The sequence below is a fragment of the Ruminococcus sp. RTP21359st1_H3_RTP21359_211015 genome (assembly GCF_040909065.1).
GTDB classification, from domain to species: domain Bacteria; phylum Bacillota; class Clostridia; order Oscillospirales; family Ruminococcaceae; genus Hominimerdicola; species Hominimerdicola aceti.
This window is the reverse complement of record NZ_JBDGDD010000004.1, coordinates 1-26,166: the sequence shown is the minus strand read 5'-3', so window position 1 is coordinate 26,166 and position 26,166 is coordinate 1. Positions and strand designations below refer to the sequence as shown.

Below are 26,166 nucleotides of genomic sequence, written 5' to 3'. Positions count from 1 at the left end.
GATTTTATAGTAAAAAAAGCAATACATTGCTGTAAAAATTTTTAGGAGTGTTATTTATGAATAAGAATCTTAATCTTCAGGACGTTATACTCAACCAGATCAGAAAAGACAAGATAGCGTCTACCTTTATCCTTATGAACGGTTACCAGTTCAAAGGCGTTGTAAAGGGCTTTGACAGCTATGTTGTAGTTCTCGATTGCGAGGGCAAGCAGAACATAGTTTATAAGCATGCTATCTCAACTATCGTTCCGTCAAGATATATCAACGTTCTTGACGCCGCAGGCAATTCAGATATTTAAGAGGGCAGTAAAAAATGAAATCTCTGACCGTTAAAATACTTACCGGTCTGCTTTCTGTGCTGATAATCACAACTATCGGCAGTCAGATATACAGTGCACTTACAGAGCGTCATGACACCGAGGAAGCTGTGCTTGTTACTATCAATGAGGATATTGCTTTTAAGGGCGTTATAATCAGAGATGAAAAGGTGGTCACCTATGACGGCGGCGGAGTTTTGGATTATACCTATTCCGACGGCAGTAAAATATCTGTTGGCAATACCATAGCGTCAGTTTATTCTTCTGAGGACGCTGTTACAGCGAAAAACAAGATAAAGATACTTGAAAGCGAAATAGCCGCCCTTGAAAGAGCACAAAATCCGGGTACAACGAATTATGTTCAGCCTGAAACGCTCAAAAGCAAGATAGATAAGGAATATAAGGAGCTTCTCTCATATTCTTCTCAGGATAATTTCTCTGAGTTTGCAAAAACAAGAGAGGATATGTCCCTTGTGATGAATATTTATAATATCGTCACAAAGACCGAGCAGAGCTATGACGAAAGGATAAGCCAGCTTCAGGCGAAAGTCAAGGAGCTGGAGGAACAGACCTCAGGCTCAGGAAAAACGATCACTGCTGACGAAACAGGCTATTTTGTTTCCTATGCAGACGGCTATGAGAGCGAGCTTACTATGGAGAACGCTTCCCAGCTCACTGACAAGGATATCCAAAAGGTCATCGGCCAGCCTAGTAAGGACGCACCGAACGCCATTGGCAAAATGTTTTCCGACTATTCATGCAGGATAGCAGGGATCATGGAAAACGATAAAAGGATAACAGAGGGCGCATGGCTCAGAATGACGCTCAGTACCACAAAAAACATCTATGACGTTCAGGTGGAGTCTGTTAAGCCTTGTGAGGACGATGAGAACAAAGTGGTCGTCGTGCTTTCCTGTGACAGACTTGACGAAGCTCTTGTTGAGTCAAGAGTGCAGTCTGCGGAGCTTATCTTCGACGAGTATCAGGGTCTTAAAGTACCAAGAAGTGCGATACGTTTTCAGGGCGATCAGAAGGGCGTTTATGTGATACTCGGCAAGGACGTTACCTTTAAGAAGATCAATGTTATTTATGAGGGCGATGATTATGTGCTCTCTGAAAATACCTCAAACGAGGATTATCTGCTGCTTTACGATCAAATTTTGTTAGAGGTGGTATCAGATGAAGATGTGCAGCAAAGTAGATCAGACAGCAACGCTGTCACCTCAGGATAATTATTTTCCGGAGGTTCTTGAAAACTGTAAGGAAATATGTTATAATGTAGAGAACGCCAAAGCAAAATGGCGTAAGCCTGACGAAGAAGTCAGGATAATGGCTGTCACAAAGACAGTGCCGCCTGAAAAGGTGAATTTCGCTGTGGCTCAGGGCTTTAAGCTGCTGGGCGAAAACAGGGTGCAGGAGTTTCTTTCCAAGAAGGAAGCTTACGATAAAAGTGCAGAAGTGCAGTTTATCGGACATTTGCAGACCAATAAAGTGAAATATATAATCAATGACGTTACTCTGATACAGTCTGTCGATAACCTGAAGCTTGCTCATGAGATAAGCAGGCTTGCAGTGAAGAATAATAAAACTATGAACGTCCTTGTGGAAATAAATATAGGCGAAGAGGCTACTAAAAGCGGCGTTTCCGCTGAAATGGCTGAGGAGCTTGTAAGACAGACCGCGCAGCTGCCTAACGTTTCCGTAAAGGGTCTTATGGCAATACCGCCTGTAGGCTCAGGTGAGGACGTTTTTGAGAAAATGCACGGTATCTTTCTTAGTGTAAAGGAACAGGACATACCGAACGTGTCTATGGATATTCTCTCAATGGGAATGTCTGGGGACTATGAGCTTGCCATAAAGCATGGCTCAAATTTGGTGAGGATCGGAACAAAGCTTTTCGGAGCTAGAAAATATTTGGAGGATTAAAAATGGGTGCAATGCAGAAATTAAAAAATCTCTTTGTAGGCGAAGATGAACTTGAGCAGGAGGACGCAATGTATCAGCAGCCGATGTATGAGAATAAAACAGAATACAACGAAGCACCAAAGAACACAGGTGCATATGGCAATAACGCACGTCCGGTAAGAATGGAGCAAACCACGACTTTGCAGATAGTTCTTGCAAGACCAAACGATTTTTCAGAGGTCAAGTCTATCGGCGGCGATATAAATGAGGGAAAGACAGTTCTTCTCAACCTGGAAACTGTAAAGAGCGAGGACGCAAAGAGAATACTTGACTTTATCTCAGGCGTTGCGTATGCAAATGGTGCAGACATCAAGATGATGGCTCAGAAAACTTTCGCTATCATGCCTAGAAACGTTGGCTTCTCAGGAGTTGACCTTATGAGCGAGCTTGAAAATAACGGCTATAGCTTCTAAAAATGGCTCGTGCTAAATATCAGTTTTTGCCCGACTTGTCTGAGGACGATATCCGTCTGTTAGACAGAGTTTCCGATTGGATAATGGCGGCTGATGAAAAGTATATAACAAAGTTTTCCGCGTTTCTCGATGAAAGGCAGTGTCTGCTGTGCGAAAAACTCATGGCGTCTGTGAAATATGAGAATTATAGGCTTTGGGGCGGATATGAAAACGCCGCAAGGCGTATGCTGTGCGTCTATCCTGAATATTGCGAGGCAGAAAGTGAGGATTTTCCTATCACCGCAATTACACTGCTGTATCGCAAAGAGGATAAAATAACTCACAGAGATATCCTAGGCTCGCTTATGGGACTAAGAATAAAAAGAGACAGCGTTGGCGACATTCTTGTGGGAGAGGGAAAGTCAGCGATGTTCCTGCGTTCTTCTGTGGCAGGCGAGGTTACAAGCGTCTTGACAAAGGTCGGCAGAGCAGGAGTGAAGCTCCGGGAGGGCTATGACGGCAGTATACATATTGAGCAGAAAACTCAGGAAATAAGCGGAACTGTGGCTTCCATGCGTGCAGATTGTATCTTAAGTCTTGCCGCAAGGATATCACGAGAAAAGTCAGCACAGCTTATAAAAAACGTGGGCATTGAAATAGACCATATGCCGAAAAATTCACCGAAAATACCTCTTGAAGAGGGCTGTACATTTTCAGTGAGAGGATACGGAAAATTCAAGCTGCTTTCAGTTGACGGCACAACTAAAAAAGACAGAATACATATAACTTTAAATAAATTTGTGTAAAGATCACGGAGGTCCTAGTATGTTAAATCCAAATAATATTAAAGGAAAAACTTTTGATACCGAGAAAAACGGTTATTCAAAAGAAGACGTAAAAGAATTTCTCGGGCAGGTAGCCGAGGATTATGCCGAAGTCGTAAAGGCAAATCAGGATACCGAAGCTAAGATAATCAAGCTCGTTGAGAAGATAAACGAGTACAGAGAGGACGAGGAAGCTATCCAGCAGGCTCTTGTTGTGGCTCAGAAAGAGTCAAATAAGATACTTACTGAGGCCAAAACTCAGGCTCACGATATGATCGAGTCTGCCAAAACAGAGCAGGTAAGACTCGCAGAGCAGAGTGCCTCTGAGTGTGAGAGAATAGTTAAGGAGCATAAGGAAAAGTGCGCTGAGCTTATCAGAACTAATACCGAGATAACAGAAAAGAAGATAAATGAAGTAAGAGCCGCTTATGACGAGGAGCTTGCTAAGTTTGAGAACCTCAAGGCTGAGGTAACTCAGTTCAAGGCTGACCTTACTCAGCTTTATAATAAGCAGATAAGACTTATTATGGAAATTCCTGCGTCCGAGTCTGCCGAGGATACAGCAGAGGAGTATGAGGAAGAAGAAACAGTCGAGGAAACTCAGGAAGCTGCAGAGGAGCAGGCAGAGGAAACAGCTGAGCCTGAGGAAACTGTTGAGGCTGAATCTGCACCTGTTACTGACAGTGAGCACGTTGAGAAGATACTTAACACTGGTTCTTTCGACCCTGTTATACCAAAGACAGCTCCTGCTGAGCTTAAATTTGGTAAAAATAATTAATTCAAAGGCTCTGTTTTCCGCAGAGCCTTACTGTTCATAAATGGAGTAGGGAATAGATGTTTGTAATTTCGCTTGTTATCATGGCAGTTCTCGTTGCCGCCGACCAGCTCATAAAGCTTGCCGTGACAAATAACCTTCCGTTGAATGGTCAGCCTGTCGAGGTCATAAAGTTCGGTAGCTTTAAGGTGTTCAGCCTGACCCATATAAGAAACTCAGGAGCAGCATGGAGCATGATGTCAGGAAAGACCTGGTTTCTTATCGGTCTGCCTGTGGTCGTGCTTATTGCGGCTATAGTCTATATGTATAAGATACGTAAAGGCTCAAAGCTGGAGCTTGTGTCGCTGGCTATGGTGCTTGCAGGCGGTATCGGCAACCTTATCGACAGAATAAGGGTAAAAGAAGTTGTGGACTATATCAAGTTCGAGCCTATCAATTTCCCTATCTTCAACTTTGCGGATATCTGTATCGTTATCGGCGGAATTTTGTTCGTTATCTGCTTTTGCTTTCTTGACGAAAAGAAAAAGCCGATCCGTGACGCTATAAAGGTCAAAGACGAAAATGACAAAGCTTGATTTTATTGCCACTGCCGAGCAAACAGGCGAGCGTATCGACAGATTTTTGTCAGCGCAGGATACAGGTCTTACACGATCCGCTGTGCAGAAGCTTATCGAGGACGGCGGCGTTACAGTTGGCGGCAAAAAAGTATCGAAAAATTATAAGCTGCATAACGGTGACAGCGTTGAGATAATTATTCCCGACCCTGTGGAGCTTGACGTCAAGCCACAGGATATCCCAGTGGAAATAGTCTATGAGGACAGCGAACTGCTTGTGGTGAATAAACCTAAAGGCATGGTGGTGCACCCTGCCGCAGGCAATCCCGACGGCACTTTGGTGAACGCATTGCTTTATCATTGTCAGGGCAGGCTTTCTTCAATAAACGGCGTCATTCGCCCTGGGATAGTCCATAGGATAGACAAAAATACAAGCGGTCTGCTGATCGTTGCCAAGACCGACAGCGCACATAACTTTCTTGCGGCTCAGATAAAAGAGCATAGCTTTACAAGAGAGTATGAAGCTGTACTCACAGGCGGTCGCCTAAAGACCCCTACCGGCACAGTTGACGCACCTATTGGCAGAAGCAAATATGACAGAAAGAAAATGTGCGTGACAGAGCAAAATTCCAAGCACGCAGTTACTCATTATGAGGTGCTGGAGGAGTTCGGGCAGTGCTCGCTGGTGAAATTCCGCCTTGAAACAGGTCGAACCCACCAGATAAGAGTACATTCCGCATATATCGGTCACCCTGTCTACGGCGACGATGTTTACGGCAAAGCTGTAAAGGGAATCGAGGGGCAGTGCCTCCACGCAAAGAAAATTGGTTTTATACACCCTGCGACCAAGGAATATATGGAGTTTGACAGCGAATTGCCCGATTATTTTCAGGCGGTGCTGAAAAAACTCAGAGCAGGGAATTGACCCACGGAAGTGATTTTATGTTTGAAGATATATCAAAAGTCCTGCTTATAACGGATATGGACGGAACTTTTCTCCCCGCAAGCAAGATACCTACCCCGAAAACTCTCGCCGCTGTCAAGCGTTTTGAAGAGGCTGGGGGCAGATTCTCTATCGCTACAGGCAGAGCCATTCAGGCGGCTAGACAGTATTTTGACATGGTGAATGTGAATTGTCCTATCATAATGTCAAACGGCGGAATGGTCTATGATATCCATACGAAAGAGCAGATATATAACGTCTTTCTGCCAAGCTTTGCGGCGGATATCGTCAAGGAGATACTTGCCAATAATCCTTATGTTGGCTGTGAAGTGCTTACTGTCAACGAGGTCTATGTGCCAAGCATGACCCCTATGGAAAAGCGCCATAATGAGATCTGTAAGCTCATTCCCGTTCAGTGTGCCGTTGACGAGATACCTGACAAGAACTGGTATAAGGTGCTTTTTGCAGTTGAGCCTGAGCGTATGGACGAGCTTATAAACTATGTGGCAAAAAAAGGCTACAAAGGAGTAGATTTTGTGCGTTCAAGTATCGAGTATTACGAGATACTTCCACAGAATATATCAAAAGGTACGGCTCTTGAGGAGCTGAGAAAAGCTTGTGGCATGGAGGATTTTACTTTCGTGGCTGCAGGCGACTATAATAATGATATTGAACTTCTTCAAGCGGCTGACGTGGCATATTGCCCGTCAAATGCGGCAGAGGAGGTCAAAAAGGTTGCGGATAAGGTCTTTGAGCAGTCCTGCGAGGAGGACTTTATTGCCGCAGTCATAGATGAAATTTTTGAAAAACTGAAGAAATAATATTTTTTTGGAGGTCAAAAGTATGGACGAAACATTAAAGAAACAGCTTGAGATCACAGCCTGCAAGGTTCGTCTTGGAATACTCGAGGGAGTATTCAACGCAAAGTCGGGTCATCCGGGCGGATCGCTCTCTATAGCAGATCTGCTCACTTATCTCTATTTTGCCAAGATGAACGTATATCCTGATAAGCCGGAAGAGCCTGAGAGAGATAGACTCGTGCTTTCAAAGGGTCACACAGCACCTGCACTCTATGCAACTCTTGCAGAAAAAGGCTTTTTTCCAAAGGAGGAGCTGAAGTCCCTCAGACATATCGGTGCAATGCTTCAGGGTCACCCTTGTATTTCTATCCCTGGCGTTGATATGTCCTCTGGATCCCTTGGACAGGGCATTTCTGTTGCCTGCGGTATGGCGCTTTCAGGAAAGCTCACAAGCGATACCTATAAGGTGTATACTATCCTTGGCGATGGTGAGATCGAAGAGGGTCAGGTATGGGAGGCTGCAATGTTCGCCGCTCATTATAAGCTTGATAACCTCGTTGCTGTTGTGGATAATAACGGACTTCAGATCGACGGAAAGATAGAGGACGTAATGTCGCCATATCCTATCGTTGACAAGTTTGCAGCATTTGGCTGGCACGTTATCACAGCCGACGCTCACGATTTTGACTCACTTGAAAAAGCATTCAACGAGGCAGAAACAGTATGCGGTCAGCCTTGCGTTATCGTAATGAAGAGTATCAAGGGCAAGGGCGTTTCATTTATGGAAAACAACGTTTCATGGCATGGTTCAGCACCTAACAAGGAGCAGTATGAGCAGGCTGTGGCAGAAATAAACGAACAGCTTAAAAGTCTGGAGGGTTAAGCAATGGCAGAATTGAAGAAGAAAGCTACAAGAGAAAGCTACGGCGAGGCTCTTGCAGAGCTTGGCGATAAGTACGATAACCTCTATGTTTTTGACGCAGACCTTGCTGCTGCAACAAAAACAGGTATATTCAAGAAGAAATTCCCTGACAGATTTTTTGACTGCGGTATCGCCGAGTCAAATATGATGGGCGTTGCAGCAGGTATGGCTGCAACAGGCAAGATACCATTTGCTTCTACATTCGCAATGTTCGCCGCAGGCAGAGCATTTGAGCAGGTAAGAAACTCTATCGGTTATCCTCACCTCAACGTGAAGATAGGTGCAACACACGCAGGTATCTCTGTAGGCGAAGACGGTGCAACACATCAGTGCAACGAGGATATCGCTCTTATGAGAACTATCCCTGGCATGGTGGTAATAAACCCTGCCGACGACGTTGAAGCAAAGGCTGCCGTTGAAGCCGCTATCCTCCATGAAGGTCCGGTTTATCTTCGTTTCGGCAGACTTGCCACACCTGTTTTTAACGACCCTGAAAAATATAAGTTCGAGCTTGGCAAGGGCGTTAAGCTCCGTGACGGCAAGGATATAGCTATCGTTGCAACAGGCCTTATGGTTTATGAAGCTATTGAGGCTGCAAAAACACTGGCAGCTGAGGGTATCGAAGCAACAGTTATCAATATCCACACTATCAAGCCAATCGACGAGGATATCATCGTTGAAGCCGCAAAGAACACAGGACTTCTTCTCACAGTAGAGGAGCATAGCGTTATCGGCGGACTTGGCTCAGCCGTTGCAGACGTTCTTGCAGCAAGACACCCTGCAAAGCTTGTTAAGATCGGCGTTAATGACGAGTTCGGTCACTCAGGCCCGGCAGTTGATCTTCTTAAAGAATATGGCCTCTGCGCAGACAATATCGTTGCAAAGGCAAGAGATGCTGTTAAGGCAAAGTAATAAAAGCAAACGGACGGATATCTTCCGTCCGTTTTTTTGTACACAAAAAAAGACACGCTTATGATCTCGTAAACGTGTCTTTTCTTATGCTTTTACAGTGCCTGCATGAGTGTCGATAATGTTGTTTATACATATGTAAAGATAAGGCTTAAGCTCGCCAATGTCCACAGGCTCGTTGTAAAGTATGGACGAGTAGCAGGTTGAGCTTACAAGCTCAACTATCATGAATATCATGACCTCAGGCTGAACAATATCATATGGAGCGTCAGCAAGCATGGCGTCATAAATGTTGCGGAAGTCAATGTCATCGTCCTTTATAGGCGACGTAAGAGCGTGCTTGAAAACGCCCCAGCTAAGATTCTTTGCAATAAAAGTCAAAAGCGACTTGTTCTCGTTTAGCTGGTTGATGATGTTGTCAACAATAAAAATAATTCGTTCGTTAAAGGTGAGCTTCTTGCCGCTCGCATTTAATGCCTCGATAGCGTTTCTGAAAAGCTGTGACGACTTGTGAGAAACAAGCTTGTTTCTTATGTCATATTTGTCTTTAAAATAAAGATAAAACGTTCCTTTCGCCACACCAGCGTTGTTCACGATGTCTGAAATAGAGGTCTTGCTCACTCCCTTGGTGGTAAAAAGACTAAAAGCCGTGTTAAGCAGAGAGTCCTCCTTTACCTTTTTATTGGTATCAAGCTTGCCCATTTTAACACGTCCTTCCTTATTATAATATATACAATTTGTATGCCACACATACACAGGTTTACTGTGGTTGACACTATATTTATTATAATACAAATTCTTGTTAAAGTCAACGGAGCAAAATGACCAATAGTCAGTTATGACCGTCGGTCATTTTGTGCAACTCTACAAAAAGAATGACTAATGGTCATTTTACTATTGACTGTTGGTCATTTTCGTTGTATACTATGAATTGTAAGAGACCGAAAGGTCAAAAACTATGTGAAGGGAATGACATTTGATGCAGAAATTTGGCAGAGGAGTTGTAAAGCTCCGAGTACCGATACTCATAGTCAGCGTTCTGCTGCTGATACCGTCAATATTCGGTTTTCTCAGCACGAGAATAAACTATGATATTCTTTCATACCTCCCGTCAGACATTGAAACCATGAAAGGTCAGGATATAATGCTTGACGAGTTCGGCAAGGGTGGCTTTTCGCTGGTAATGCTTGACGGCATGGATGATAAGGACGTTGAAAAGGTCAAGGAGAAGATCGAAAAGGTAGACCACGTTTGCGATGTTCTCTGGTATGACACCTTGGCAGACGTTTCACTTCCAAAGGAAGTTCTTCCTGATGATATTTACGATTTCTTCAATACAGATAACTCCACAATGATGGCTGTCTTTTTTGACGAAGCAACCTCCGCTGACGGCTCACTTGAAGCTGTCAAGGAGATAAGAAGCATCGCCGGTGAACAGTGTTTCGTAAGCGGTATGTCGTCGGTAGTTGAGGATATCAAGGATCTGACAATGCAGGAAGCTCCGATGTATGTTGTTATCGCAGTAATACTTACAAGTATCATACTTGCTCTTACAATGGATTCGTTCCTTATCCCACTGTTCTTTATGCTCAGCGTGGGCATGGCGATAATCTATAACATGGGAACGAACTTCATACAAGGCGAAATATCGTTCATCACCGAAGCTCTTGCAGCTGTGCTTCAGCTTGCGGTAACGATAGACTACTCGATCTTCCTGTGGCACAGCTACAAAGAGGAGAAAGAAAAGCACCCTGGTGACAACAAAGAGGCTATGGCAGTCGCCATCGGCAAAACTATCACCTCAGTTGTTTCAAGCTCCATAACAACAGTTGCAGGCTTCCTTGCACTTTGCTTCATGAGCTACGAGCTTGGCATGGACATGGGTATCGTAATGGCAAAGGGCGTTGTTATTGGCGTTATCTGCTGCATAACAGTTCTCCCGTCAATGATACTTGTCTTCGATAAGGCACTTGAAAAAACAATGCACAAAGACCTTGTTCCAAGCCTTGAAAAGCCTTCAAAGTTCATTATCAAGCACCATGCAGCATTTATCGTACTCTTTATAGTTGTACTTATCCCTGCCGTATATGGTCAGATAAACACCAATGTCTACTATAACCTGACAGATACTCTTCCAAAGGATCTCAACAGTGTTATCGCAAACTCAAAGCTAGATGAGGAATACCACATGGCAACGACCCATATGCTCCTGGTTGACGCTGATATGCAGCCAAAGGAAGTAAACTCTATGCTCGACGAAATGGGCAAGGTTGATGGTGTAAGCTTCTCAATGTCACTGGATACTCTTATCGGTCCGTCTATTCCTCGTGAGATAGTTCCTGAGTCAGTAACAAAGATACTCAAGAGCGATAAATGGCAGCTTATGCTAATAGGTTCTGAATATAAGGTAGCTTCTGATGAAGAGAATGCCCAGATAGATGAGCTTAGCAAGATACTTAAATCCTACGATAAGGACGGAATGCTTATCGGTGAGGCGGCGGCAACAAAAGACCTTATCGACATAACAGATCATGACTTCAAGGTAGTAAATATAGTTTCTATCGCCGCTATCTTCATCATCATTCTTATTGCACTGCGTTCAGTTTCACTGCCTATTATTCTGGTAGCCGTTATCGAATTTGCTATCACAGTAAACATGGGTGTTCCGTGTTTTACGAATACCACCATACCGTTCATAGCGTCGGTAGTAATCGGTACTATCCAGCTTGGTGCAACAGTTGACTACGCTATCCTTATGACAACAAGATATAAGACCGAGCGTAACGCAGGCAAAGATAAGCACGAAGCTGTCACTATCGCACTCACCACTTCAATGAAGTCTATCATGGTCAGCGCACTTGGCTTCTTCGCTTCAACATTCGGCGTTGGCGTATATTCAAGCGTAGATATGATCTCACAGCTTTGTACGCTCATGTCAAGAGGCGCAATAATCAGTATGATAACTGTTATCTGCATACTTCCTTCAATGCTTATGCTGTTCGATAAGGTAATAATCAATACAACAATGGGCATGAAGAAAAAAGAAAATAAGCTTTATAAGCTTCCTGAAATAAACTAATTCGTAAAGGAGATATAGTTATGAAAAAGTATTCAAGAGTTCTTGCAGGCATACTTGCCGTACTTCTTTCCGCAGGCTGCACAGGTCTTTATGCAGCAGCTCAGTCAGACAGCTCTTCCGCTGCCGACAGCACTGCCTCAACAACAAAGAGCGAATCAGATAAAAAAGATACAAAAGATACAAAGAAAGCTGATAAGTCTGACAGTGATACAGAAAAACAGGCTAAGGAAGAAACAGTTTATGTTATCACTGACGCTTCCGGCAACAAGACAAAAACAGTCGTTTCCAACTGGCTGAAAAACCCACAGGGCGTAAAGAAGCTGGAGGACGTTTCCGACCTGACAGATATCGAGAATGTTAAAACAGACGAGGGCTTTACAGCCAATGGTGATAAGCTCACATGGGATACCGAGGGCGGAGATATCTACTATAAGGGCTATACCGATAAGGCACTCCCGGTTGATGTAAAGGTAACATATACCCTTGACGGCAAGGAGATAAAGCCTGAGGAACTCGCAGGCAAGAGCGGTAAGCTTACAGTAAGATATGACTATACGAACAACGATAAGAAAACTGTCAAGATAAACGGCAAGAAAACAGATATCTATGTTCCATACCTTATGGCAACAACAGCTATCCTTGATACTAACGTTTATTCAAACGTTGAAGTAACAAATGGCAAGCTCATTTCAGACGGAAGCAGACAGATACTTATAGGCGTTGCAATGCCTGGCCTTACAAAGAGCCTTGACCTTCAGGATAACGAAGATATCGAGATACCGGAGTACGTTGAGTTCACAGCAGACGTAAAGGACTTCGAGTCAACGACTGCTCTTACAGTCGCAACATCTGACATCTTCTCAAAGCTTGACCTTAGCGATATCGGTGATGCTGACGATCTTCAGGATAAGCTTGATGAGCTTTCTGATGCTACAGATGAGCTTGTAGACGGCACAGCAGAGCTTTACGCAGGCATCAAGAAGCTGTCCGATTCCTCAGGAACACTTATCACAGGTATCGACAAGCTTTATTCAGGCTCTAAGTCACTTGACGATGGTGCAAAGACACTTAACAGCGGTGCAACAAAGCTTCGTGACGGAGCAAAGACCCTTGATTCTTCAACAGGTGAGCTTATGAGAGGTATCTCCACAGCTCATAGTGGTTCAACAGCCCTCCTCGGTGGTTTTGATCAGGTAAACAGTGGTATGTCAACCTTGAAGAACGGCTCATCATCACTTTCAAGCGGACTTTCACAGGTATCCTCAGGCGCACAGCAGGTAAATAACGGTGCCGCAAGCCTTGCCGCAGGCACAAATAAGCTTGTTACAGGCGTAGGCGACCTCCAGACAGGCTCTAAGCAGCTTGCCGCAGGCACAAAGCAGACCTATGACGGCTCAACTTCACTGAAAAAGGGCGTTGCAACACTTAACGCAGGCGTTTCCACACTCTATGAAAAGGTGCAGACACTCCCTGCAAGCGTTGAACTTCTTTCAAATGGCATAACAAAGGTAGATAACGCACTTACACAGTCTATCGCATACGACCAGCAGGTACTCGCAGGACTTGAGCAGCTTCTCGGTAATTACGAAGAAGGCTCAGCAGAGTATACGAGCATAAGCGATATGATAGCAGCCGTAAATGGCTCTATCCAGTATCAGCAGGGCGCACAGAGCGGCCTTGGCGATGTTTCAACAGGTGTCGGCACAATGGCAACCGAGGGCAAACAGCTTGTTGACGGCGTAACTCAGATATACAATGGTCTTAACGATAAGAAGAAAGGTCTTGTCGCAGGCGTTGATAATTTGAATACAGGACTTAAAACAGTAAACGAGGGTGCTTCTGCACTTAAAACCGGTATCGGCACACTTGCTAAGTCCAGCAAGGAGCTTAACAATGGTGCAGCTACACTCTCCGCAGGTACAAAGAACCTCTCCGCAGGAGTAAACTCAGCACAGGCAGGCGCAAGCAAGCTTGATAAGGGCGTTGACAGCCTGAACTCAGGCGTATCAAAGCTTTCAAACGGTGCAAAAACTCTTGACAGCGGTCTTGGTCAGCTTGACAACGGCAGCAAGCAGCTAAAAGACGGTACTGCAACACTCTATTCATCACTTGTAGAGCTTGCACAGGGTACAACAACACTTTCAAGTGGCAGTGCAGAGCTGTTCAGCGGTATCGGTCAGCTCAAAGACGGCAGCTCACAGCTTTCATCTGGTGTTAAGAAGCTTGAAAGCGGTGCAAAGACCCTTAAAGACGGCATGGCTAAGTATAAGGACGAGGGCATCGGCAAGCTCCTTGACATCTACAACAACGACCTCAAGGGACTTATCGACAGACTTGACGCTCTCAAGAAAGCAGCCGAGGATTCAACTACATTCTCAGGCGCAGCCGATGGCGTTGAAAGCTCAGTTAAGTATATTTACGAAACTGCGGCTATTGAAAAAGCAGACGAGTAATTTTTACTTCCCACACATAGCAAAGACCCCCTTGGACAGAAATGTCCAAGGGGGTCTTTGTATTTATAAACGTATTATCTGTACAAAAAAACGGACGGAATCTCTCCGTCCGTTTTATATATCCTACTGTCTTAGATAAACGCCGTTTTCTTCGATGTAGTCCTCCATGTCCTGCTTGTATTCAAGATCAAGAGAATCTTTAGGAAGTGCCTTGAGTGCTTTCTGACCAATGTCTTTTCTGAAATGCTCTCCCTCGAACTTTATCTTGGAAACAGCCTCGTAAGACTTATCCAGTGCACCCTGAAGCGTGTAAGCATTGCAGGTAACGCCCAGAACACGTCCGCCGTTTGTGTAGAATTTGCCGTCCTCGTACTTAGTGCCTGCGTGATAAATAAACGCTCCGTCTACCTGACCCTTGTCGTCCATACCGAACATCTCGATACCCTTTTTGTACTTAACAGGATATCCTCCGCTCGCCATAACAACACAAGTGCAGTAACCCGACTTCCAGCCGATCTTAACATCAGCCAGCCTGTGTTCATAAATAGCCTCAAATATCTCGCAAAGATCACCCTCCAGCATAGGAAGAACTACCTGCGTTTCAGGGTCGCCGAAACGGCAGTTGTATTCAATTACCTTTGGACCATTAGGGGTGAGCATAAGTCCGAAATACAAACAGCCCTCAAAAGTCCTGCCCTCAGCATTCATTGCATTTATAGTCGGCAGGAAGATCTTCTCCATGCACTCCTTGGCAATGTCCTCAGTGTAGTAAGGGTTAGGTGCAACAGTACCCATTCCGCCTGTGTTCAGACCCTTGTCGCCGTCCAACGCTCTCTTGTGATCCATTGAAGAGATCATAGGAACAACAGTCTTGCCGTCAGTGAATGAAAGCACAGAAACCTCAGGACCTGTGAGATATTCCTCCACAACGATAGTGGAACTGCTCTCACCGAACTGCTTGTCATCTATCATTGAGTGTATAGCCTCCACAGCCTCTTTCTCACTCTCCGCCAGAATAACGCCCTTGCCAAGTGCAAGTCCGTCAGCCTTTATAACAGCAGGGTATGTGTTCTGTTCCTTGACATATTTTATAGCGTCCTCACTGTTTGTGAACACCTCGTATTTGGCTGTAGGAATATTGTATTTCTTCATAAGATCCTTAGAAAAGACCTTTGAACCCTCGATTATAGCCGCATTTTTTTTAGGACCAAAGGTCTTGAAGCCCTCAGCCTGCAAAGCGTCTACCATTCCAAGTACAAGCGGATCGTCAGGTGCAACAGCCACCATGTCTACTTTAAGCTTCTTTGCCAGAGCCACAACGCCCTCGATATCCGTTGCCGCAACATCAAAACATTCTGCATAGCGTGAAATGCCACCGTTTCCGGGTGTGCAGTAAAGCTTTCCTACCTTAGGGGACTCCGCAAGCTTCATAACGATAGCGTGTTCACGTCCGCCTCCGCCAACAACTAATATGTCCATTTTCAGACCTCCTCAGTGTGTTTTTCCAATTATAACAATACCGCACACCTATGCTGTGCGGTATTGTCATTTATTTACTTCGTATATTATTACTTAAGCTCAAAGTTGTCAAGAACTGTCTTGAACTCGTCAGAAAGCTTGCTGTAAGCGTTCTCGCTTGCACCATATGTGATAACAACAAGGTTGCCGTTGTCAGAAGTGATTATCTGATTGAGCAGTACCTTCTGTGAGCCGATCTCGCCTGTTACGTCAACAATGTAAGCGTCCTTGCCTGCAAACTTATCTTCCTTGTCGTTTGTTACAGTGTAGCCGTCCATGGAATTATATGTTTGCTTGATCTGGTCAGCATAATCACTTGCTGTAAGACCATTGAGCAGATCGTTTGACATTGAGATAACGTTGATAGAAGCAGACTCAAGCTCAGCATCATCGCCTGCGTCAGCGTATGTGAACATTACGTCAACACCAGCGGACTCCTGCATTGCCCACTTCTTTGAGTCGATCTTGAAAGTATACAGATCGCTTGTGTAAACGTCATTCTCATATGTGCCTTTAGCCTCGTCGCCAGTGCTTGTTGTGTCGTCAGCAGAAGTTGTTGTGTCAGCAACTGACTCCTCAGGTGCAGCAGTTGTAGTTGTTGTGTCAGCCTTAGACTCGACAGCAGGTGCGGCTGTAGTTGTAGTAGTTGTTGTTTTAGCCTCCGCCTTTGACTCGTTCTCAGAATCATTTGACTCTGAGCAGCCTGTAACTGCGAATACCATTGACAGTGCCATGAGTGATGCAAGTAACTTTTTCATAATAAATTTCTCCTTTTTTTCTTGACCTTTATTGTTTTGCATTAATGCACAAAAATTAGTGATGGAACAATCTTATTCCAGTGAATGCCATTGCCATGTTGTACTTGTTGCAAGTCATGATAACATGATCGTCCCTGATAGATCCGCCCGGCTCGGCAATGTAAGCCACACCGCTCTTTTTAGCTCTCTCGATGTTGTCACCGAATGGGAAGAAAGCGTCAGAACCAAGGCAAACGCCTGTGTTCTTTGCAAGCCATTCCTTCTTTTCAGCCTCAGTGAGCACCTCAGGCTTTACCTTGAATGTGTTCTGCCATACGCCCTCAGCCAGTACATCATCATGCTCGTCAGAAATGTAAACGTCGATAGCGTTATCTCTGTCAGGACGTCTTATGTTGTCAACAAACTGAAGTCCCAGAACCTTTGGGTGCTGTCTGAGCCACCAGATGTCAGCCTTGTTTCCTGCAAGTCTTGTGCAGTGTATTCTTGACTGCTGACCTGCACCGATACCGATAGCCTGACCGTCCTTTACATAGCATACGCTGTTAGACTGTGTGTATTTAAGTGTGATAAGTGAGATAACAAGATCAGTTTTCTTGTCCTCAGGGATCTCCTTGTTGTCTGTCACGATATTTGTGAGCATATCGTTGTCTATTTTCAGCTCGTTTCGACCCTGTTCAAAAGTTACGCCGAAAACCTGCTTTCTCTCAATAGGTGCAGGAACATAGTTCTCATCTATCTTGATGATGTTGTATGTACCCTTTCTCTTTGACTTGAGTATCTCAAGAGCCTCGTCAGTGTAGCCCGGTGCAATGATACCGTCAGAAACCTCTCTCTGGATCATCTTTGCAGTGCAAGCGTCGCACTCGTCAGAAAGTGCAATAAAATCGCCGTATGATGACATTCTGTCAGCACCTCTTGCTCTCGCATAAGCGCTTGCAAGTGGAGTAAGCTCGCCCAGATCGTCAACAAAATATATCTTCTTTTCCACCTCGCTCAAAGGCTTGCCGATAGCAGCGCCCGCAGGTGAAACGTGCTTGAAAGAAGTTGCCGCACACATACCTGTTGCCTTTTTAAGCTCTCTTACCAACTGCCAGCCGTTGAATGCGTCAAGCAGATTGATGTAACCCGGCTTGCCGTTGAGTACCTCGATAGGGAGATCCTTGCCATCCTCCATAAATACTCTTGACGGCTTCTGATTAGGGTTGCAGCCGTATTTCAAAAGCATTTCATTTGCCATAATTTTTACCTCCTGTTTATATGAATAAGCCTTAATCCATTGCAAATATTGCCACTCCTGCCATTACTGCCACAAGCAGCACCGCAGCGAATGAGATATAGAAAAGCAGTATGAGCCTGCCCTTGCTTTTCTCTTTAACGTCCCACTTTTTCGAGGGGATACTAGGTCTTGTCACACCCATTATTATGGGCATGATTAGCAGATATCCAAGCATACCGAGTATAAGATTTATGCTCGGCGTGTCGTCCATATTCTTCATAAGCAGAAAAATAGGTATCACAATAAGAATGTGCGCCAGCGCCATGAATACTCGCCATATCCTGCGCTGTTTTATCTTCCTGTCCCTTATGCCGTTGAGTTCTTCCTCCGAAGCCTTTCTCTTTAGAAATTCCTCCTGCCTGAGCCTTACTTCTTCAAGCTTCGCCTCATCAACTATCTTGACCGTCCTAGTGCCGTCGTCAATGTAGTTCTGAGTGCCGCAGTAAGGGCAGTAGACGATCTTTTTGTCGTCCTCTATCGTTATTTCACCGCCGCAGTTTTTGCACTGAAGTGCGATAAGTTCCAACTTGCTCCCCCCCTGACTATTTGATGAAACGTAAGTAAAGCTTGCCCACTCCGAAGAATATCGCAGTGAACGTGATATAGAAAAGCACCGCAGTTTTTATCCTGCCCATGCCCCCTGCGTTTCTCGGCTTAATAAGCGCCATTATCACAGGCAGTGCCACCCATAAGCATATGGAAGCGATTATTGCCAGCACTGACTTATACATGACCGCACCGCTGAACACAAGCGTGAATACAACGTGCAAAACAATGCAAACGATTATCCACCCCTGCTTCTGGGAAGCGTTTTTGTATCTGCCGCTCGCTTCCTCGTCACGAAGCTTCTTGTCAAAGTCCGATACCTCTTTGTTGAGCTTTATCTCTTTGAGCCTAGCCTCGTCAATGACGTTTATTATCCTGTTTCCGTCATCAAGAAGTATCTGTGACCCGCAGTATTTGCAGAACGTCTTTTTCTGCCCCTCGTGAACTTCAAGCTCGCCGCCGCATTTGGGACATTTTAATGCAACTAACTCCATTTTTTCTATACTCCTGCTTCGCTTTAGGAAATTACTTGCTGTACTTGTTTATAACCTTAGAAACAGCCTTGCCGCTTGCGATATCAATGTATCTAACAAACAGCGATACCTTGTTGTCCTCGTTGAGTGCCTCCCAAAGCTTGCCGGTGAACTCCTCGATATCGTTAGGTATCTCCACCTTCTTAGGCTCGCCCTCAAAGCTTGGCAGAGGATTGCCGTCGCCCATGTAAGTGTGGATAAAATGACCCACGCCGTCAAGAGGGTTTGTGTATGTGTAAGTAAATCTCTCGCAGCAGTCAGGGTTGCCGTCAGCGGACTTGAGTATGCTCATAGCATAATTATATGCGCCGTTCTCAACGTGCATGATACCTGAAATACGAGGAGTGTAGTTTGGAGCGTCGTCCTCATACTCTCTCGTCCTCAGTGACTGCTCAAAAGTTTGCTGCTTGTCCATAAGCTCGTAAATAGTGTCCGTCTGATCGCCGTTTGTAACGATAGTCTTGTTTCCAAGCACACGAACAGGGGAGTATATAATAAGGTGTGGGTCAGAAAGCTTGCTAGGATCAGCAGCTTCTGTCTTGATGCCGTCCTCAGTTTCCGTGAAAACTCTGTTTCTGGAATTAACACTTCTGCCCATGATAAAATAAGCCGTTACCGCACTCTTTCCGTCAGCAGACTTGCCTATAACTATTCCTCTGCCCGGATATGAGTTGCTTTTAAGCTCGTCATAAATATTAAGGGTCTTCATACCTTGTCCTCCATAATTTTTTCTCAGTCTTTAAGGTCAACGTAAGCCTTGCCGTCCTTAATGCTTATCCTGTCCTCGCAGAACAGTGAAACAGCTTTCGGCAAAAGCTTCCATTCAACATTTTCCATTATCTTCTTCTGTAAACTCTCAGGCGTTTCGTCATTTGCCACATCTACAGCACCCTGTAAAATAATAGCACCTGCGTCAGCCTTTTCGTTTACAAAATGTATAGTCGCACCCGATACCTTTACGCCATATTCCAAAGCCTTTTCATGAACTTTAAGTCCATAAAAACCCTCGCCGCAGAATGACGGAATAAGCGCAGGGTGAACGTTTATTATCCTGTAAGGATAAGCCTTTGTAACGCACTCGTCAAGAATTATCATAAATCCAGCCAGCACGATAAGGTCAGCGCCCTGCCTGTTAAGCTCCGCAAGTATAGCCTCGCTGTAGCTCTTGCTGTCAGCATATTCCTTTCTCGGGATAACAACAGTGCCGATACCCGCATTTTTCGCCCTCTCCAGAGCGTAAGCGCCCTCTTTAGAGGATATAACGCAGGTTATCTTGCCGTTTTTTATAATGCCGCTTTTTTCAGCGTCAATAAGCGCCTGTAGGTTTGTTCCGCCGCCCGAAACAAGAACGCATATCTTCTTCATATCTCTTTACCCTTAGCAGATGATAACGCCCATGTCAGAGTCAACAAGCTCGCCCAGAACGTAAGCTTCTTCGCCTGCCGCCTTGATAGCCTCTATCGCCTTGTCAGCGTCAGCCTTGTCAACAACAACTGTCATACCAACGCCCATGTTGAATGTGTTGAACATATCTCTCTCAGGAATGTTTCCTGTCTTTGCGATAACGTCGAAAATAGGAAGCACCTGAACGTCGCTTCTTGCTATCTTAACAGAAAGTCCGTCAGGAAGTGAACGTGGAATGTTCTCATAGAATCCGCCGCCTGTGATGTGTGATATAGCCTTTACATTAACAGAATCAAGCAGGCTCATAACAGCCTTTACATATATCTTTGTAGGTGTGAGAAGTGTCTCGCCAAGTGTCTTGCCAAGCTCGTCGTAGTGAACAGAAAGAGTCTTTTCGTCAACGCTGAATACCTTTCTTACCAGTGAGAATCCGTTTGAGTGTACACCGCTTGACTTGATAGCTATCATAACGTCCCCGGCCTTCTGAGTGCTTGGGTCAAGTATCTTGTCCTTGTCAACAACGCCAACAGAGAAGCCTGCAAGGTCATATTCGTCAACAGGGTAGAAACCAGGCATCTCAGCCGTTTCGCCGCCGATAAGCGCACAGCCTGACTGTACACAGCCCTCAGCAACACCAGAAACTATCTGAGCTATCTTCTCAGGATAGTTCTTGCCAACAGCGATGTAGTCAAGGAAAAACTGTGGCTTTGCACCGCAGCAGATAATGTCGTTTACGCACATTGCCACGCAGTCGATACCAACTGTGTCATGCTTGTCCATAAGAAAAGCTATCTTGAGCTTTGTGCCAACGCCGTCTGTGCCTGAAACGAGAACAGGCTTTGTGATACCTGTCATGTCAAGCTCAAACAGACCGCCGAAGCCGCCGATGCCGCTGAGAACACCGCTCGTCATGGTCCTTGCAACGTACTGCTTCATAAGCTCAACTGCCTTGTAGCCTGCCGTTACGTCAACGCCTGCTTCCTTGTAGCTGTTTGAAAAACTGTTTGTATTCATGATAAAATATCCTTTCAGTTATTTACTTCTTTTCCGATATCTTCGATTCAAATTTGTCCTTAGGCATATCCTTAGGAACTTCGATAGGGTATTTCTCTGTAAAGCAGCCTACGCAGAAATCACACTTTGAATTTCCCGCAAGCCTTTTAACGCTTTCAACACTGAGATATCCCAAGCTGTCTGCACCGATATATTCGCATATTTCTTCATTGGTCATCTTGCAGGCGATAAGATTTTCCTTGCTGTCTATATCCGTTCCGAAATAGCATGGTGCAATGAATGCAGGGGAGGAGATACGAACGTGAACTTCCTTTGCACCTGCGTCCCTCAGCAGCTTGACGATACGTCCCGAAGTCGTTCCTCTGACGATACTGTCGTCTATCATAACGACCCTCTTGCCCTTAACAGTGCTTGAAATAGCGTTGAGCTTTATCTTGACGGAGTTTGTCCTCTCTGTCTGGCTAGGCTGAATGAACGTCCTGCCTATGTATCTGTTCTTGATAAATCCAATGCCGTATGGTATGCCGCTTTCCTGAGAAAATCCCAGCGCAGCGTCAAGTCCCGAGTCAGGCACGCCTATGACGATATCAGCGTCAACAGGGTGTTCTCTCCAAAGATATTTTCCTGCCCTGAGCCTTGCCATGTGAACGCTCGACCCCTCGATAACAGAGTCAGGTCTAGCAAAATATACATATTCAAATACGCATATAGTACCCTTTTTGCCGCAGTGAGTCGTGATAGAGTTCACACCGTTTTTGTCAATAACTATCATTTCACCTGGTTTAAGATCTCTTATGTATTCAGCGCCGATGCTGTCAAAAGCACAGGTCTCCGACGCTACCACATAGCCGTCGTCTATCTTTCCGAGGCAAAGGGGTCTGAAGCCGTCAGGATCTCTCGCCGCAATAAGCTTTGTCGGCGACATAACGAGCAGCGAATACGCACCCTTTATCCTGTACATAGCCTTTTCAAGCGCCGCCTGTATAGACGGTGCTCTAAGACGTTCCTCGGTTATGGCGTATGATATGACCTCAGTATCATTTGTGCTGTGGAATATCATGCCCTTGTTTTCATATTGCTCTCTAAGTTCTCTTGCGTTAGTAAGATTGCCGTTGTGAGCGATAGCCATAGGACCCTTTATGTGACGAACAACAAGCGGCTGAGCGTTTGAAGCATTGCAGTTGCCTGTAGTCGAATATCTCACATGACCTATAGCAATATTGCCCTTGCCGAGCCGTTCGAGAGTTTCCTTGTCAAAAACCTGATTGACAAGACCCACGTCCTTGTGATAGCTGAACACGCCGTCGTCGTTTACAACGATACCGCAGCTCTCCTGACCTCTGTGCTGTAATGCGTAAAGAGATACATAAGTCTGAGCCGCAACATCGCTTGTCTTGTTAGTATAAATGCCGAAAACGCCGCATTCTTCATGGATACCTGTTACCAATTAAATCATTCCCTTCCGTTCCAGCAGTAGGTGCAAAGCTCACAGCTTGGCAGACCCACAGCCTTTACAGTGCCTTCAAGCGACTGGAATTCAACAGAGGTAAGTTTAAGTCTTCTGCATATCTCGTCCCTGAGGAGCTTGCCACGCTCAGTGCTTGAATCGCTGTATTCTTCAATGTATTTAACTCCCTCGATACCCTCGTTCTCATCAATGATCTGTCTTGCGATAAGTTCAAGTTCCGAGGTGCTGCGTGAAAAGTTAAGATACTTGCAGCCATACATGATAGGAGGACAGGCTGATCTCATGTGGACTTCCTTTGCACCGTTCTCATAAAGAAACTCAACAGTTTCCCTCATCTGAGTTCCTCTGACGATACTGTCGTCAACGAACAGAAGCTTCTTGCCCTCGATAAGTTCGTGAACAGGTATAAGCTTCATCTTTGCAACTCTGTTTCTCATAGACTGGCTTGTTGGCATAAAGCTTCTGGGCCATGTAGGAGTGTACTTGATGAACGGTCTTGCAAAAGGTATGCCGCTTTTGTTTGCATATCCTATAGCGTGAGGAACGCCCGAATCAGGTATTCCGCAAACGAAATCAACGTCAGGGAGCCTGCCGTTTTTCATATCGTTCTCCGCCATTATCTCGCCGTTGCGTGTTCGCATAAGTTCAACGTTCACGCCCTCATAGCAAGCGGTAGGGTAGCCGTAATAAGTCCAAAGGAAAGTGCAGATCTTTTTCTTGTCTGTACCTTCGCTGAGGATATTGTAGCCGTCCTTGGTTATCTCAGTTATCTCTCCCGCCTTTAGTTCGTGACAGGTGGAGTATCCAAGCTTCTGATATGCAAATGATTCAAAAGAAAAGCAATATCCGTCAGAACGCTGTCCTATTATAATAGGAAGCCGTCCGTCCTTATCTCTGGCAACGATCATCGACTTGTCTGTCATTATTGCAAGTGACATCGTGCCTTCTATCTTGTCCTGTGCGTATCTTATGCCGTCAACAAAGCTGTCCTTCTGTGCGATCAGCGCACCGATAAGCCCTGCGGAATTGATAGCGCCGCTGCTCATTGTTTCAAAGTTTGCGCAGCCCTTTTCAAGCAGTTCGTCAGCCAGTTTAGCGGCATTTTGTATTACACCGATAGAGCACACTGCGTAAAGTCCTAACTTCGAGCGTACCATTATCGGCTGAGGATCTGTGTCGCTTATGCAGCCGATACAGATGTTTCCTCTCATTTTGTCAACGTCTTTTTCAAATTTAGTACGAAATGGTGAGTTTTCAATGCTGTGAATATTTCTCTGAAAGCCAAGCTCAGGGGAGAATGAAGTCATTCCGCCCCGCCTTGTGCCTAAGTGTGAATGATAGTCGGTCCCGAAGAAAACGTCCTGAATACAGTCATTAGCTGAAACAGCTCCGAAAAAACCGCCCATAGATATTATTCTCCCATTACTCTCTTTATCATCTCATGGTAAGCCTCTTCAACGCCGCCCATGTCTCTTCTGAATCTGTCCTTGTCAAGCTTCTCATGTGTCTTAGAATCCCAGAAACGGCAAGTATCAGGTGAGATCTCGTCAGCAAGAAGTATCTTTCCGTGGAATCTGCCGAACTCGATCTTGAAGTCGATAAGGTCAATGCCGATGTTCTTGAAGAAGCCAAGCATGAACTCATTTACCTTGAAAGCATACTTTGTGATATCCTCGATCTCTTCCTCAGTAGCAAGACCAAGACCAAGAGCATAATACTTGTTGATGAATGGGTCGCCAAGCTCGTCGCACTTGTAGCTGAACTCAAGTGTAGGCTGCTTGAGCTTTGTGCCCTCTTCGATACCGAGCTTCTTTGAGAAGCTTCCTGCTGCAACGTTTCTTACGATAACTTCCAGCGGAACGATCTCGACCTTCTTAACGATAGTCTCTCTGTCAGAGATCTCCTCAACAAGATGAGTAGGGATACCCTCTTTTTCAAGAAGCTTGAACATATAGTTTGTCATTTTGTTATTGATAGCACCCTTGCCAACGATAGTGCCTTTCTTCTCGCCGTTGAAAGCAGTAGCGTCGTCCTTGTAATCAACGATAACAAGATCAGGGTCGTTAGTAGCGAATACTTTCTTAGCCTTGCCCTCATAGAGCTGTTCTGTCTTTACAATGTTTTCCATAGATTTATTCCTCCATAAAATTATTTACATTATTTATATGATACACCGAAAACATATCCACTGCCGTTTTAATATGTAGGGGCGAACATCGTTCGCACGCCGACAGCAGAACTTCCTCGATATATCAAATATAACATACAGCCGAGCTATATGTCTGTATCAAAAATCAAAGCGCAGCAAGCTTGTCCTGTAAAGCCTTGTCCTTAGCCACAACGCCGTCTATCATATCCTGCTTAGCCTTTTCAAGCTTCTCAGCCAGACCCTCGTCAGAAAGAGCAAGCATCTGAATAGCAAGTATAGCAGCGTTCTTAGCGCCGTCAACTGCGACAGTGGCAACAGGGATACCGCTAGGCATCTGAACGGTAGCAAGCAGAGCGTCCATGCCGTCGAAGTTAGCACCCTTGCAAGGGATACCGATAACAGGAAGCGTTGTGTGACCTGCAATAACTCCCGCAAGATGAGCCGCCATTCCGGCAGCGCAGATTATAACTCCAAAGCCGTTTTCCTTAGCCTTGTCAGCAAAATCGCTTGCAAGCGCAGGCGTTCTGTGAGCAGACATAACGTGACATTCGTAAGGAACACCGTAAGCTTTAAGTTCAGCAACAGCCTTGCTGACAACAGGAAAATCGCTGTCAGAACCCATTATTACCGCAACTTTTTTCATAAATTTATACCTCCAAGTAAAACAAAAAATTACAAATAAAAAACTGCAACAATGGCGTTGCAGTTTTAGTCAGTGCATAATTATATTGTTAGAGTGCAAAAAATCAAGGCAGGACGCAATTATACTTAAAGACCTACCCATAAAAGAATATGTAATTGATGAAAAACAGCACATTTCAGTCATACATCTCTCCTGAATACATACAAAAAATACTGCACAATATTACCAGACAGTAAAGCGGAGCAAAACTGTCTGCGAAAGCTTTTTTTACTGATTTTCTCCATAACAGCATACAAAGCTTTACAATAATATTGTACAATATTTATAGATAAATTTCAACACATATTTATATAAAATTTATATCAATTAATCTTTGATTTATTGTGAAATTTGTCTACATTAACTTTTTGTTCAGAAAATACTTGTATCAGTGATCTGACCGTTTGACAAGCTGTTGACGAGATCACGCATTTCCTCTTTGGAGCGAATACAGTGTGCCGAGTCGATTATCTGCTGTCTTTGAAGCGGATCCAGCTTAGCAAAGTAAGCATATGCCGCAGGCACCTGAGCAAGAGCCATAGACAGCCCCAGCGGCAATTCCTGCCCGTGAGCAAAAGAGTTGTTTTTCATTTTTATCACCTCCGCATATATTATTTCCCGGGCAATAAAAATAATAAACCATTACGATCTTATATGTGATACTGCACAATTTATCACATTGTAATTTGTGCAAACAAATGATTTATCTTTTAATTTGGCAACATTTCTGCAATTGTTGCATTTTTTATGCAACAAAAGTGGCGATTTTCGGGATAAGTATAAGGATATTATCCCAAATCGAATATCTTGCAAGGTAGCAGTGTATGAGGAAACATTTTGTCAACGTGAGTTAGGTGAACACGATGAGAGGTTCTGATCGCACAG

The 26,166-nt window shown here is 44.7% G+C and carries 27 protein-coding genes; 13 read left to right on the top strand and 14 right to left on the bottom strand.

Features of this window, described 5'->3' with window-relative positions:
* Nucleotides 1-56 precede the first annotated feature (56 nt).
* Genes hfq through AB5Z01_RS02545 form a run of 11 tightly spaced genes read left to right on the top strand, consistent with a single transcriptional unit; the run spans nucleotide 57 to nucleotide 8,404 of the window.
* Entirely contained in the window at nucleotides 57-299 is a 243-nt protein-coding gene (hfq, locus tag AB5Z01_RS02595) for an RNA chaperone Hfq (protein ID WP_022287370.1), read from the top strand.
* A 14-nt stretch (nucleotides 300-313) separates the two neighbouring features.
* Entirely contained in the window at nucleotides 314-1,549 is a 1,236-nt protein-coding gene (locus AB5Z01_RS02590; RefSeq protein ID WP_287216221.1) for an HlyD family efflux transporter periplasmic adaptor subunit, read from the top strand.
* The gene (locus AB5Z01_RS02585) at nucleotides 1,497-2,243 is read left to right on the top strand and encodes a YggS family pyridoxal phosphate-dependent enzyme (protein ID WP_287216222.1); all 747 of its coding nucleotides are present in this window, start codon (nucleotides 1,497-1,499) and stop codon (nucleotides 2,241-2,243) included. Before AB5Z01_RS02590 ends, AB5Z01_RS02585 begins: the two co-directional genes overlap by 53 nt.
* Before the next feature lie 2 nt (nucleotides 2,244-2,245).
* Nucleotides 2,246-2,695 carry a cell division protein SepF gene (locus AB5Z01_RS02580; RefSeq protein WP_242989556.1) on the top strand — a complete coding sequence of 150 codons (450 nt, stop codon included), beginning with the start codon at nucleotides 2,246-2,248 and terminating at the stop codon, nucleotides 2,693-2,695.
* 2 nt (nucleotides 2,696-2,697) lie between these two features.
* Nucleotides 2,698-3,480, top strand: coding sequence for a YlmH/Sll1252 family protein (locus tag AB5Z01_RS02575; RefSeq protein WP_332008924.1), 783 nt, complete (start codon nucleotides 2,698-2,700; stop codon nucleotides 3,478-3,480).
* Nucleotides 3,481-3,499: 19 nt separating this feature from the next.
* Complete coding sequence (locus AB5Z01_RS02570; protein WP_287216225.1) at nucleotides 3,500-4,276, top strand: DivIVA domain-containing protein; 777 nt, start codon at nucleotides 3,500-3,502, stop codon at nucleotides 4,274-4,276.
* A 56-nt stretch (nucleotides 4,277-4,332) separates the two neighbouring features.
* The gene (lspA, locus tag AB5Z01_RS02565) at nucleotides 4,333-4,848 is read left to right on the top strand and encodes a signal peptidase II (protein ID WP_287216226.1); all 516 of its coding nucleotides are present in this window, start codon (nucleotides 4,333-4,335) and stop codon (nucleotides 4,846-4,848) included.
* Nucleotides 4,835-5,752: an RluA family pseudouridine synthase gene (locus tag AB5Z01_RS02560; protein WP_287216227.1), complete on the top strand. Its 918-nt coding sequence runs from the start codon at nucleotides 4,835-4,837 to the stop codon at nucleotides 5,750-5,752. Before lspA ends, AB5Z01_RS02560 begins: the two co-directional genes overlap by 14 nt.
* Nucleotides 5,753-5,769: 17 nt before the next feature.
* Nucleotides 5,770-6,591, top strand: coding sequence for a Cof-type HAD-IIB family hydrolase (locus AB5Z01_RS02555; RefSeq protein WP_287216228.1), 822 nt, complete (start codon nucleotides 5,770-5,772; stop codon nucleotides 6,589-6,591).
* A gap of 22 nt (nucleotides 6,592-6,613) precedes the next feature.
* Nucleotides 6,614-7,453, top strand: a complete 840-nt coding sequence (locus tag AB5Z01_RS02550) for a transketolase (protein WP_022287361.1) — start codon at nucleotides 6,614-6,616, stop codon at nucleotides 7,451-7,453.
* A gap of 3 nt (nucleotides 7,454-7,456) precedes the next feature.
* Complete coding sequence (locus AB5Z01_RS02545; RefSeq protein ID WP_195220168.1) at nucleotides 7,457-8,404, top strand: transketolase family protein; 948 nt, start codon at nucleotides 7,457-7,459, stop codon at nucleotides 8,402-8,404.
* A gap of 84 nt (nucleotides 8,405-8,488) precedes the next feature.
* On the opposite strand, the gene AB5Z01_RS02540 is transcribed toward AB5Z01_RS02545, so the two are convergent.
* On the bottom strand, nucleotides 8,489-9,103 hold the full coding sequence (locus AB5Z01_RS02540; protein ID WP_022287359.1) for a TetR/AcrR family transcriptional regulator: 615 nt from the start codon (nucleotides 9,101-9,103) through the stop codon (nucleotides 8,489-8,491).
* A 277-nt stretch (nucleotides 9,104-9,380) separates the two neighbouring features.
* On the opposite strand from AB5Z01_RS02540, the gene AB5Z01_RS02535 reads away from it, so the two are divergent.
* A complete protein-coding gene (locus AB5Z01_RS02535) occupies nucleotides 9,381-11,480 on the top strand; it encodes an RND family transporter (protein WP_287216234.1) in 2,100 nt (699 codons plus the stop codon).
* 20 nt (nucleotides 11,481-11,500) lie between these two features.
* Entirely contained in the window at nucleotides 11,501-13,933 is a 2,433-nt protein-coding gene (locus tag AB5Z01_RS02530) for a hypothetical protein (RefSeq protein WP_287216229.1), read from the top strand.
* A gap of 123 nt (nucleotides 13,934-14,056) precedes the next feature.
* On the opposite strand, the gene purD is transcribed toward AB5Z01_RS02530, so the two are convergent.
* The 13 genes from purD to AB5Z01_RS02465 form a co-directional block, all read right to left on the bottom strand.
* Nucleotides 14,057-15,412: a phosphoribosylamine--glycine ligase gene (gene purD / locus AB5Z01_RS02525; protein ID WP_117863237.1), complete on the bottom strand. Its 1,356-nt coding sequence runs from the start codon at nucleotides 15,410-15,412 to the stop codon at nucleotides 14,057-14,059.
* A gap of 89 nt (nucleotides 15,413-15,501) precedes the next feature.
* Nucleotides 15,502-16,209 (bottom strand): PsbP-related protein, encoded by a 708-nt coding sequence (locus AB5Z01_RS02520; RefSeq protein WP_041337192.1) that lies wholly within the window; start codon nucleotides 16,207-16,209, stop codon nucleotides 15,502-15,504.
* Between the two features lie 55 nt (nucleotides 16,210-16,264).
* Complete coding sequence (locus tag AB5Z01_RS02515; protein WP_287216235.1) at nucleotides 16,265-17,482, bottom strand: phosphoribosylaminoimidazolecarboxamide formyltransferase; 1,218 nt, start codon at nucleotides 17,480-17,482, stop codon at nucleotides 16,265-16,267.
* Nucleotides 17,478-18,011, bottom strand: a complete 534-nt coding sequence (locus tag AB5Z01_RS02510; protein ID WP_195518076.1) for a hypothetical protein — start codon at nucleotides 18,009-18,011, stop codon at nucleotides 17,478-17,480. Before AB5Z01_RS02510 ends, AB5Z01_RS02515 begins: the two co-directional genes overlap by 5 nt.
* Nucleotides 18,012-18,027: 16 nt before the next feature.
* Nucleotides 18,028-18,525 (bottom strand): hypothetical protein, encoded by a 498-nt coding sequence (locus tag AB5Z01_RS02505; RefSeq protein ID WP_195518075.1) that lies wholly within the window; start codon nucleotides 18,523-18,525, stop codon nucleotides 18,028-18,030.
* Nucleotides 18,526-18,556: 31 nt separating this feature from the next.
* On the bottom strand, nucleotides 18,557-19,273 hold the full coding sequence (locus AB5Z01_RS02500) for an IMP cyclohydrolase (protein WP_041337195.1): 717 nt from the start codon (nucleotides 19,271-19,273) through the stop codon (nucleotides 18,557-18,559).
* A gap of 23 nt (nucleotides 19,274-19,296) precedes the next feature.
* On the bottom strand, nucleotides 19,297-19,929 hold the full coding sequence (gene purN, locus AB5Z01_RS02495; RefSeq protein ID WP_195248934.1) for a phosphoribosylglycinamide formyltransferase: 633 nt from the start codon (nucleotides 19,927-19,929) through the stop codon (nucleotides 19,297-19,299).
* Nucleotides 19,930-19,941: 12 nt separating this feature from the next.
* Complete coding sequence (gene purM / locus AB5Z01_RS02490; RefSeq protein WP_287216231.1) at nucleotides 19,942-20,982, bottom strand: phosphoribosylformylglycinamidine cyclo-ligase; 1,041 nt, start codon at nucleotides 20,980-20,982, stop codon at nucleotides 19,942-19,944.
* A gap of 22 nt (nucleotides 20,983-21,004) precedes the next feature.
* The gene (purF, locus tag AB5Z01_RS02485) at nucleotides 21,005-22,429 is read right to left on the bottom strand and encodes an amidophosphoribosyltransferase (RefSeq protein WP_287216233.1); all 1,425 of its coding nucleotides are present in this window, start codon (nucleotides 22,427-22,429) and stop codon (nucleotides 21,005-21,007) included.
* 5 nt (nucleotides 22,430-22,434) lie between these two features.
* Nucleotides 22,435-23,856: an amidophosphoribosyltransferase gene (locus AB5Z01_RS02480; protein WP_041337198.1), complete on the bottom strand. Its 1,422-nt coding sequence runs from the start codon at nucleotides 23,854-23,856 to the stop codon at nucleotides 22,435-22,437.
* A 5-nt stretch (nucleotides 23,857-23,861) separates the two neighbouring features.
* Entirely contained in the window at nucleotides 23,862-24,578 is a 717-nt protein-coding gene (gene purC, locus AB5Z01_RS02475; RefSeq protein WP_022287346.1) for a phosphoribosylaminoimidazolesuccinocarboxamide synthase, read from the bottom strand.
* Between the two features lie 166 nt (nucleotides 24,579-24,744).
* Nucleotides 24,745-25,242, bottom strand: coding sequence for a 5-(carboxyamino)imidazole ribonucleotide mutase (gene purE, locus AB5Z01_RS02470; protein WP_041337200.1), 498 nt, complete (start codon nucleotides 25,240-25,242; stop codon nucleotides 24,745-24,747).
* 411 nt (nucleotides 25,243-25,653) lie between these two features.
* Complete coding sequence (locus tag AB5Z01_RS02465) at nucleotides 25,654-25,872, bottom strand: hypothetical protein (RefSeq protein ID WP_181979657.1); 219 nt, start codon at nucleotides 25,870-25,872, stop codon at nucleotides 25,654-25,656.
* Nucleotides 25,873-26,166: the final 294 nt, after the last annotated feature.

Coding starts and splice junctions, on each gene's coding strand:
- hfq (WP_022287370.1), top strand. CDS start 57: ATGAATAAGAATCTTAATCTTCAGGACGTTATACTCAACCAGATCAGA.
- AB5Z01_RS02590 (WP_287216221.1), top strand. CDS start 314: ATGAAATCTCTGACCGTTAAAATACTTACCGGTCTGCTTTCTGTGCTG.
- AB5Z01_RS02585 (WP_287216222.1), top strand. CDS start 1,497: ATGAAGATGTGCAGCAAAGTAGATCAGACAGCAACGCTGTCACCTCAG.
- AB5Z01_RS02580 (WP_242989556.1), top strand. CDS start 2,246: ATGGGTGCAATGCAGAAATTAAAAAATCTCTTTGTAGGCGAAGATGAA.
- AB5Z01_RS02575 (WP_332008924.1), top strand. CDS start 2,698: ATGGCTCGTGCTAAATATCAGTTTTTGCCCGACTTGTCTGAGGACGAT.
- AB5Z01_RS02570 (WP_287216225.1), top strand. CDS start 3,500: ATGTTAAATCCAAATAATATTAAAGGAAAAACTTTTGATACCGAGAAA.
- lspA (WP_287216226.1), top strand. CDS start 4,333: ATGTTTGTAATTTCGCTTGTTATCATGGCAGTTCTCGTTGCCGCCGAC.
- AB5Z01_RS02560 (WP_287216227.1), top strand. CDS start 4,835: ATGACAAAGCTTGATTTTATTGCCACTGCCGAGCAAACAGGCGAGCGT.
- AB5Z01_RS02555 (WP_287216228.1), top strand. CDS start 5,770: ATGTTTGAAGATATATCAAAAGTCCTGCTTATAACGGATATGGACGGA.
- AB5Z01_RS02550 (WP_022287361.1), top strand. CDS start 6,614: ATGGACGAAACATTAAAGAAACAGCTTGAGATCACAGCCTGCAAGGTT.
- AB5Z01_RS02545 (WP_195220168.1), top strand. CDS start 7,457: ATGGCAGAATTGAAGAAGAAAGCTACAAGAGAAAGCTACGGCGAGGCT.
- AB5Z01_RS02540 (WP_022287359.1), bottom strand. CDS start 9,103: ATGGGCAAGCTTGATACCAATAAAAAGGTAAAGGAGGACTCTCTGCTT.
- AB5Z01_RS02535 (WP_287216234.1), top strand. CDS start 9,381: ATGCAGAAATTTGGCAGAGGAGTTGTAAAGCTCCGAGTACCGATACTC.
- AB5Z01_RS02530 (WP_287216229.1), top strand. CDS start 11,501: ATGAAAAAGTATTCAAGAGTTCTTGCAGGCATACTTGCCGTACTTCTT.
- purD (WP_117863237.1), bottom strand. CDS start 15,412: ATGGACATATTAGTTGTTGGCGGAGGCGGACGTGAACACGCTATCGTT.
- AB5Z01_RS02520 (WP_041337192.1), bottom strand. CDS start 16,209: ATGAAAAAGTTACTTGCATCACTCATGGCACTGTCAATGGTATTCGCA.
- AB5Z01_RS02505 (WP_195518075.1), bottom strand. CDS start 18,525: ATGGAGTTAGTTGCATTAAAATGTCCCAAATGCGGCGGCGAGCTTGAA.
- AB5Z01_RS02500 (WP_041337195.1), bottom strand. CDS start 19,273: ATGAAGACCCTTAATATTTATGACGAGCTTAAAAGCAACTCATATCCG.
- purN (WP_195248934.1), bottom strand. CDS start 19,929: ATGAAGAAGATATGCGTTCTTGTTTCGGGCGGCGGAACAAACCTACAG.
- purM (WP_287216231.1), bottom strand. CDS start 20,982: ATGAATACAAACAGTTTTTCAAACAGCTACAAGGAAGCAGGCGTTGAC.
- AB5Z01_RS02480 (WP_041337198.1), bottom strand. CDS start 23,856: ATGGGCGGTTTTTTCGGAGCTGTTTCAGCTAATGACTGTATTCAGGAC.
- purC (WP_022287346.1), bottom strand. CDS start 24,578: ATGGAAAACATTGTAAAGACAGAACAGCTCTATGAGGGCAAGGCTAAG.
- purE (WP_041337200.1), bottom strand. CDS start 25,242: ATGAAAAAAGTTGCGGTAATAATGGGTTCTGACAGCGATTTTCCTGTT.
- AB5Z01_RS02465 (WP_181979657.1), bottom strand. CDS start 25,872: ATGAAAAACAACTCTTTTGCTCACGGGCAGGAATTGCCGCTGGGGCTG.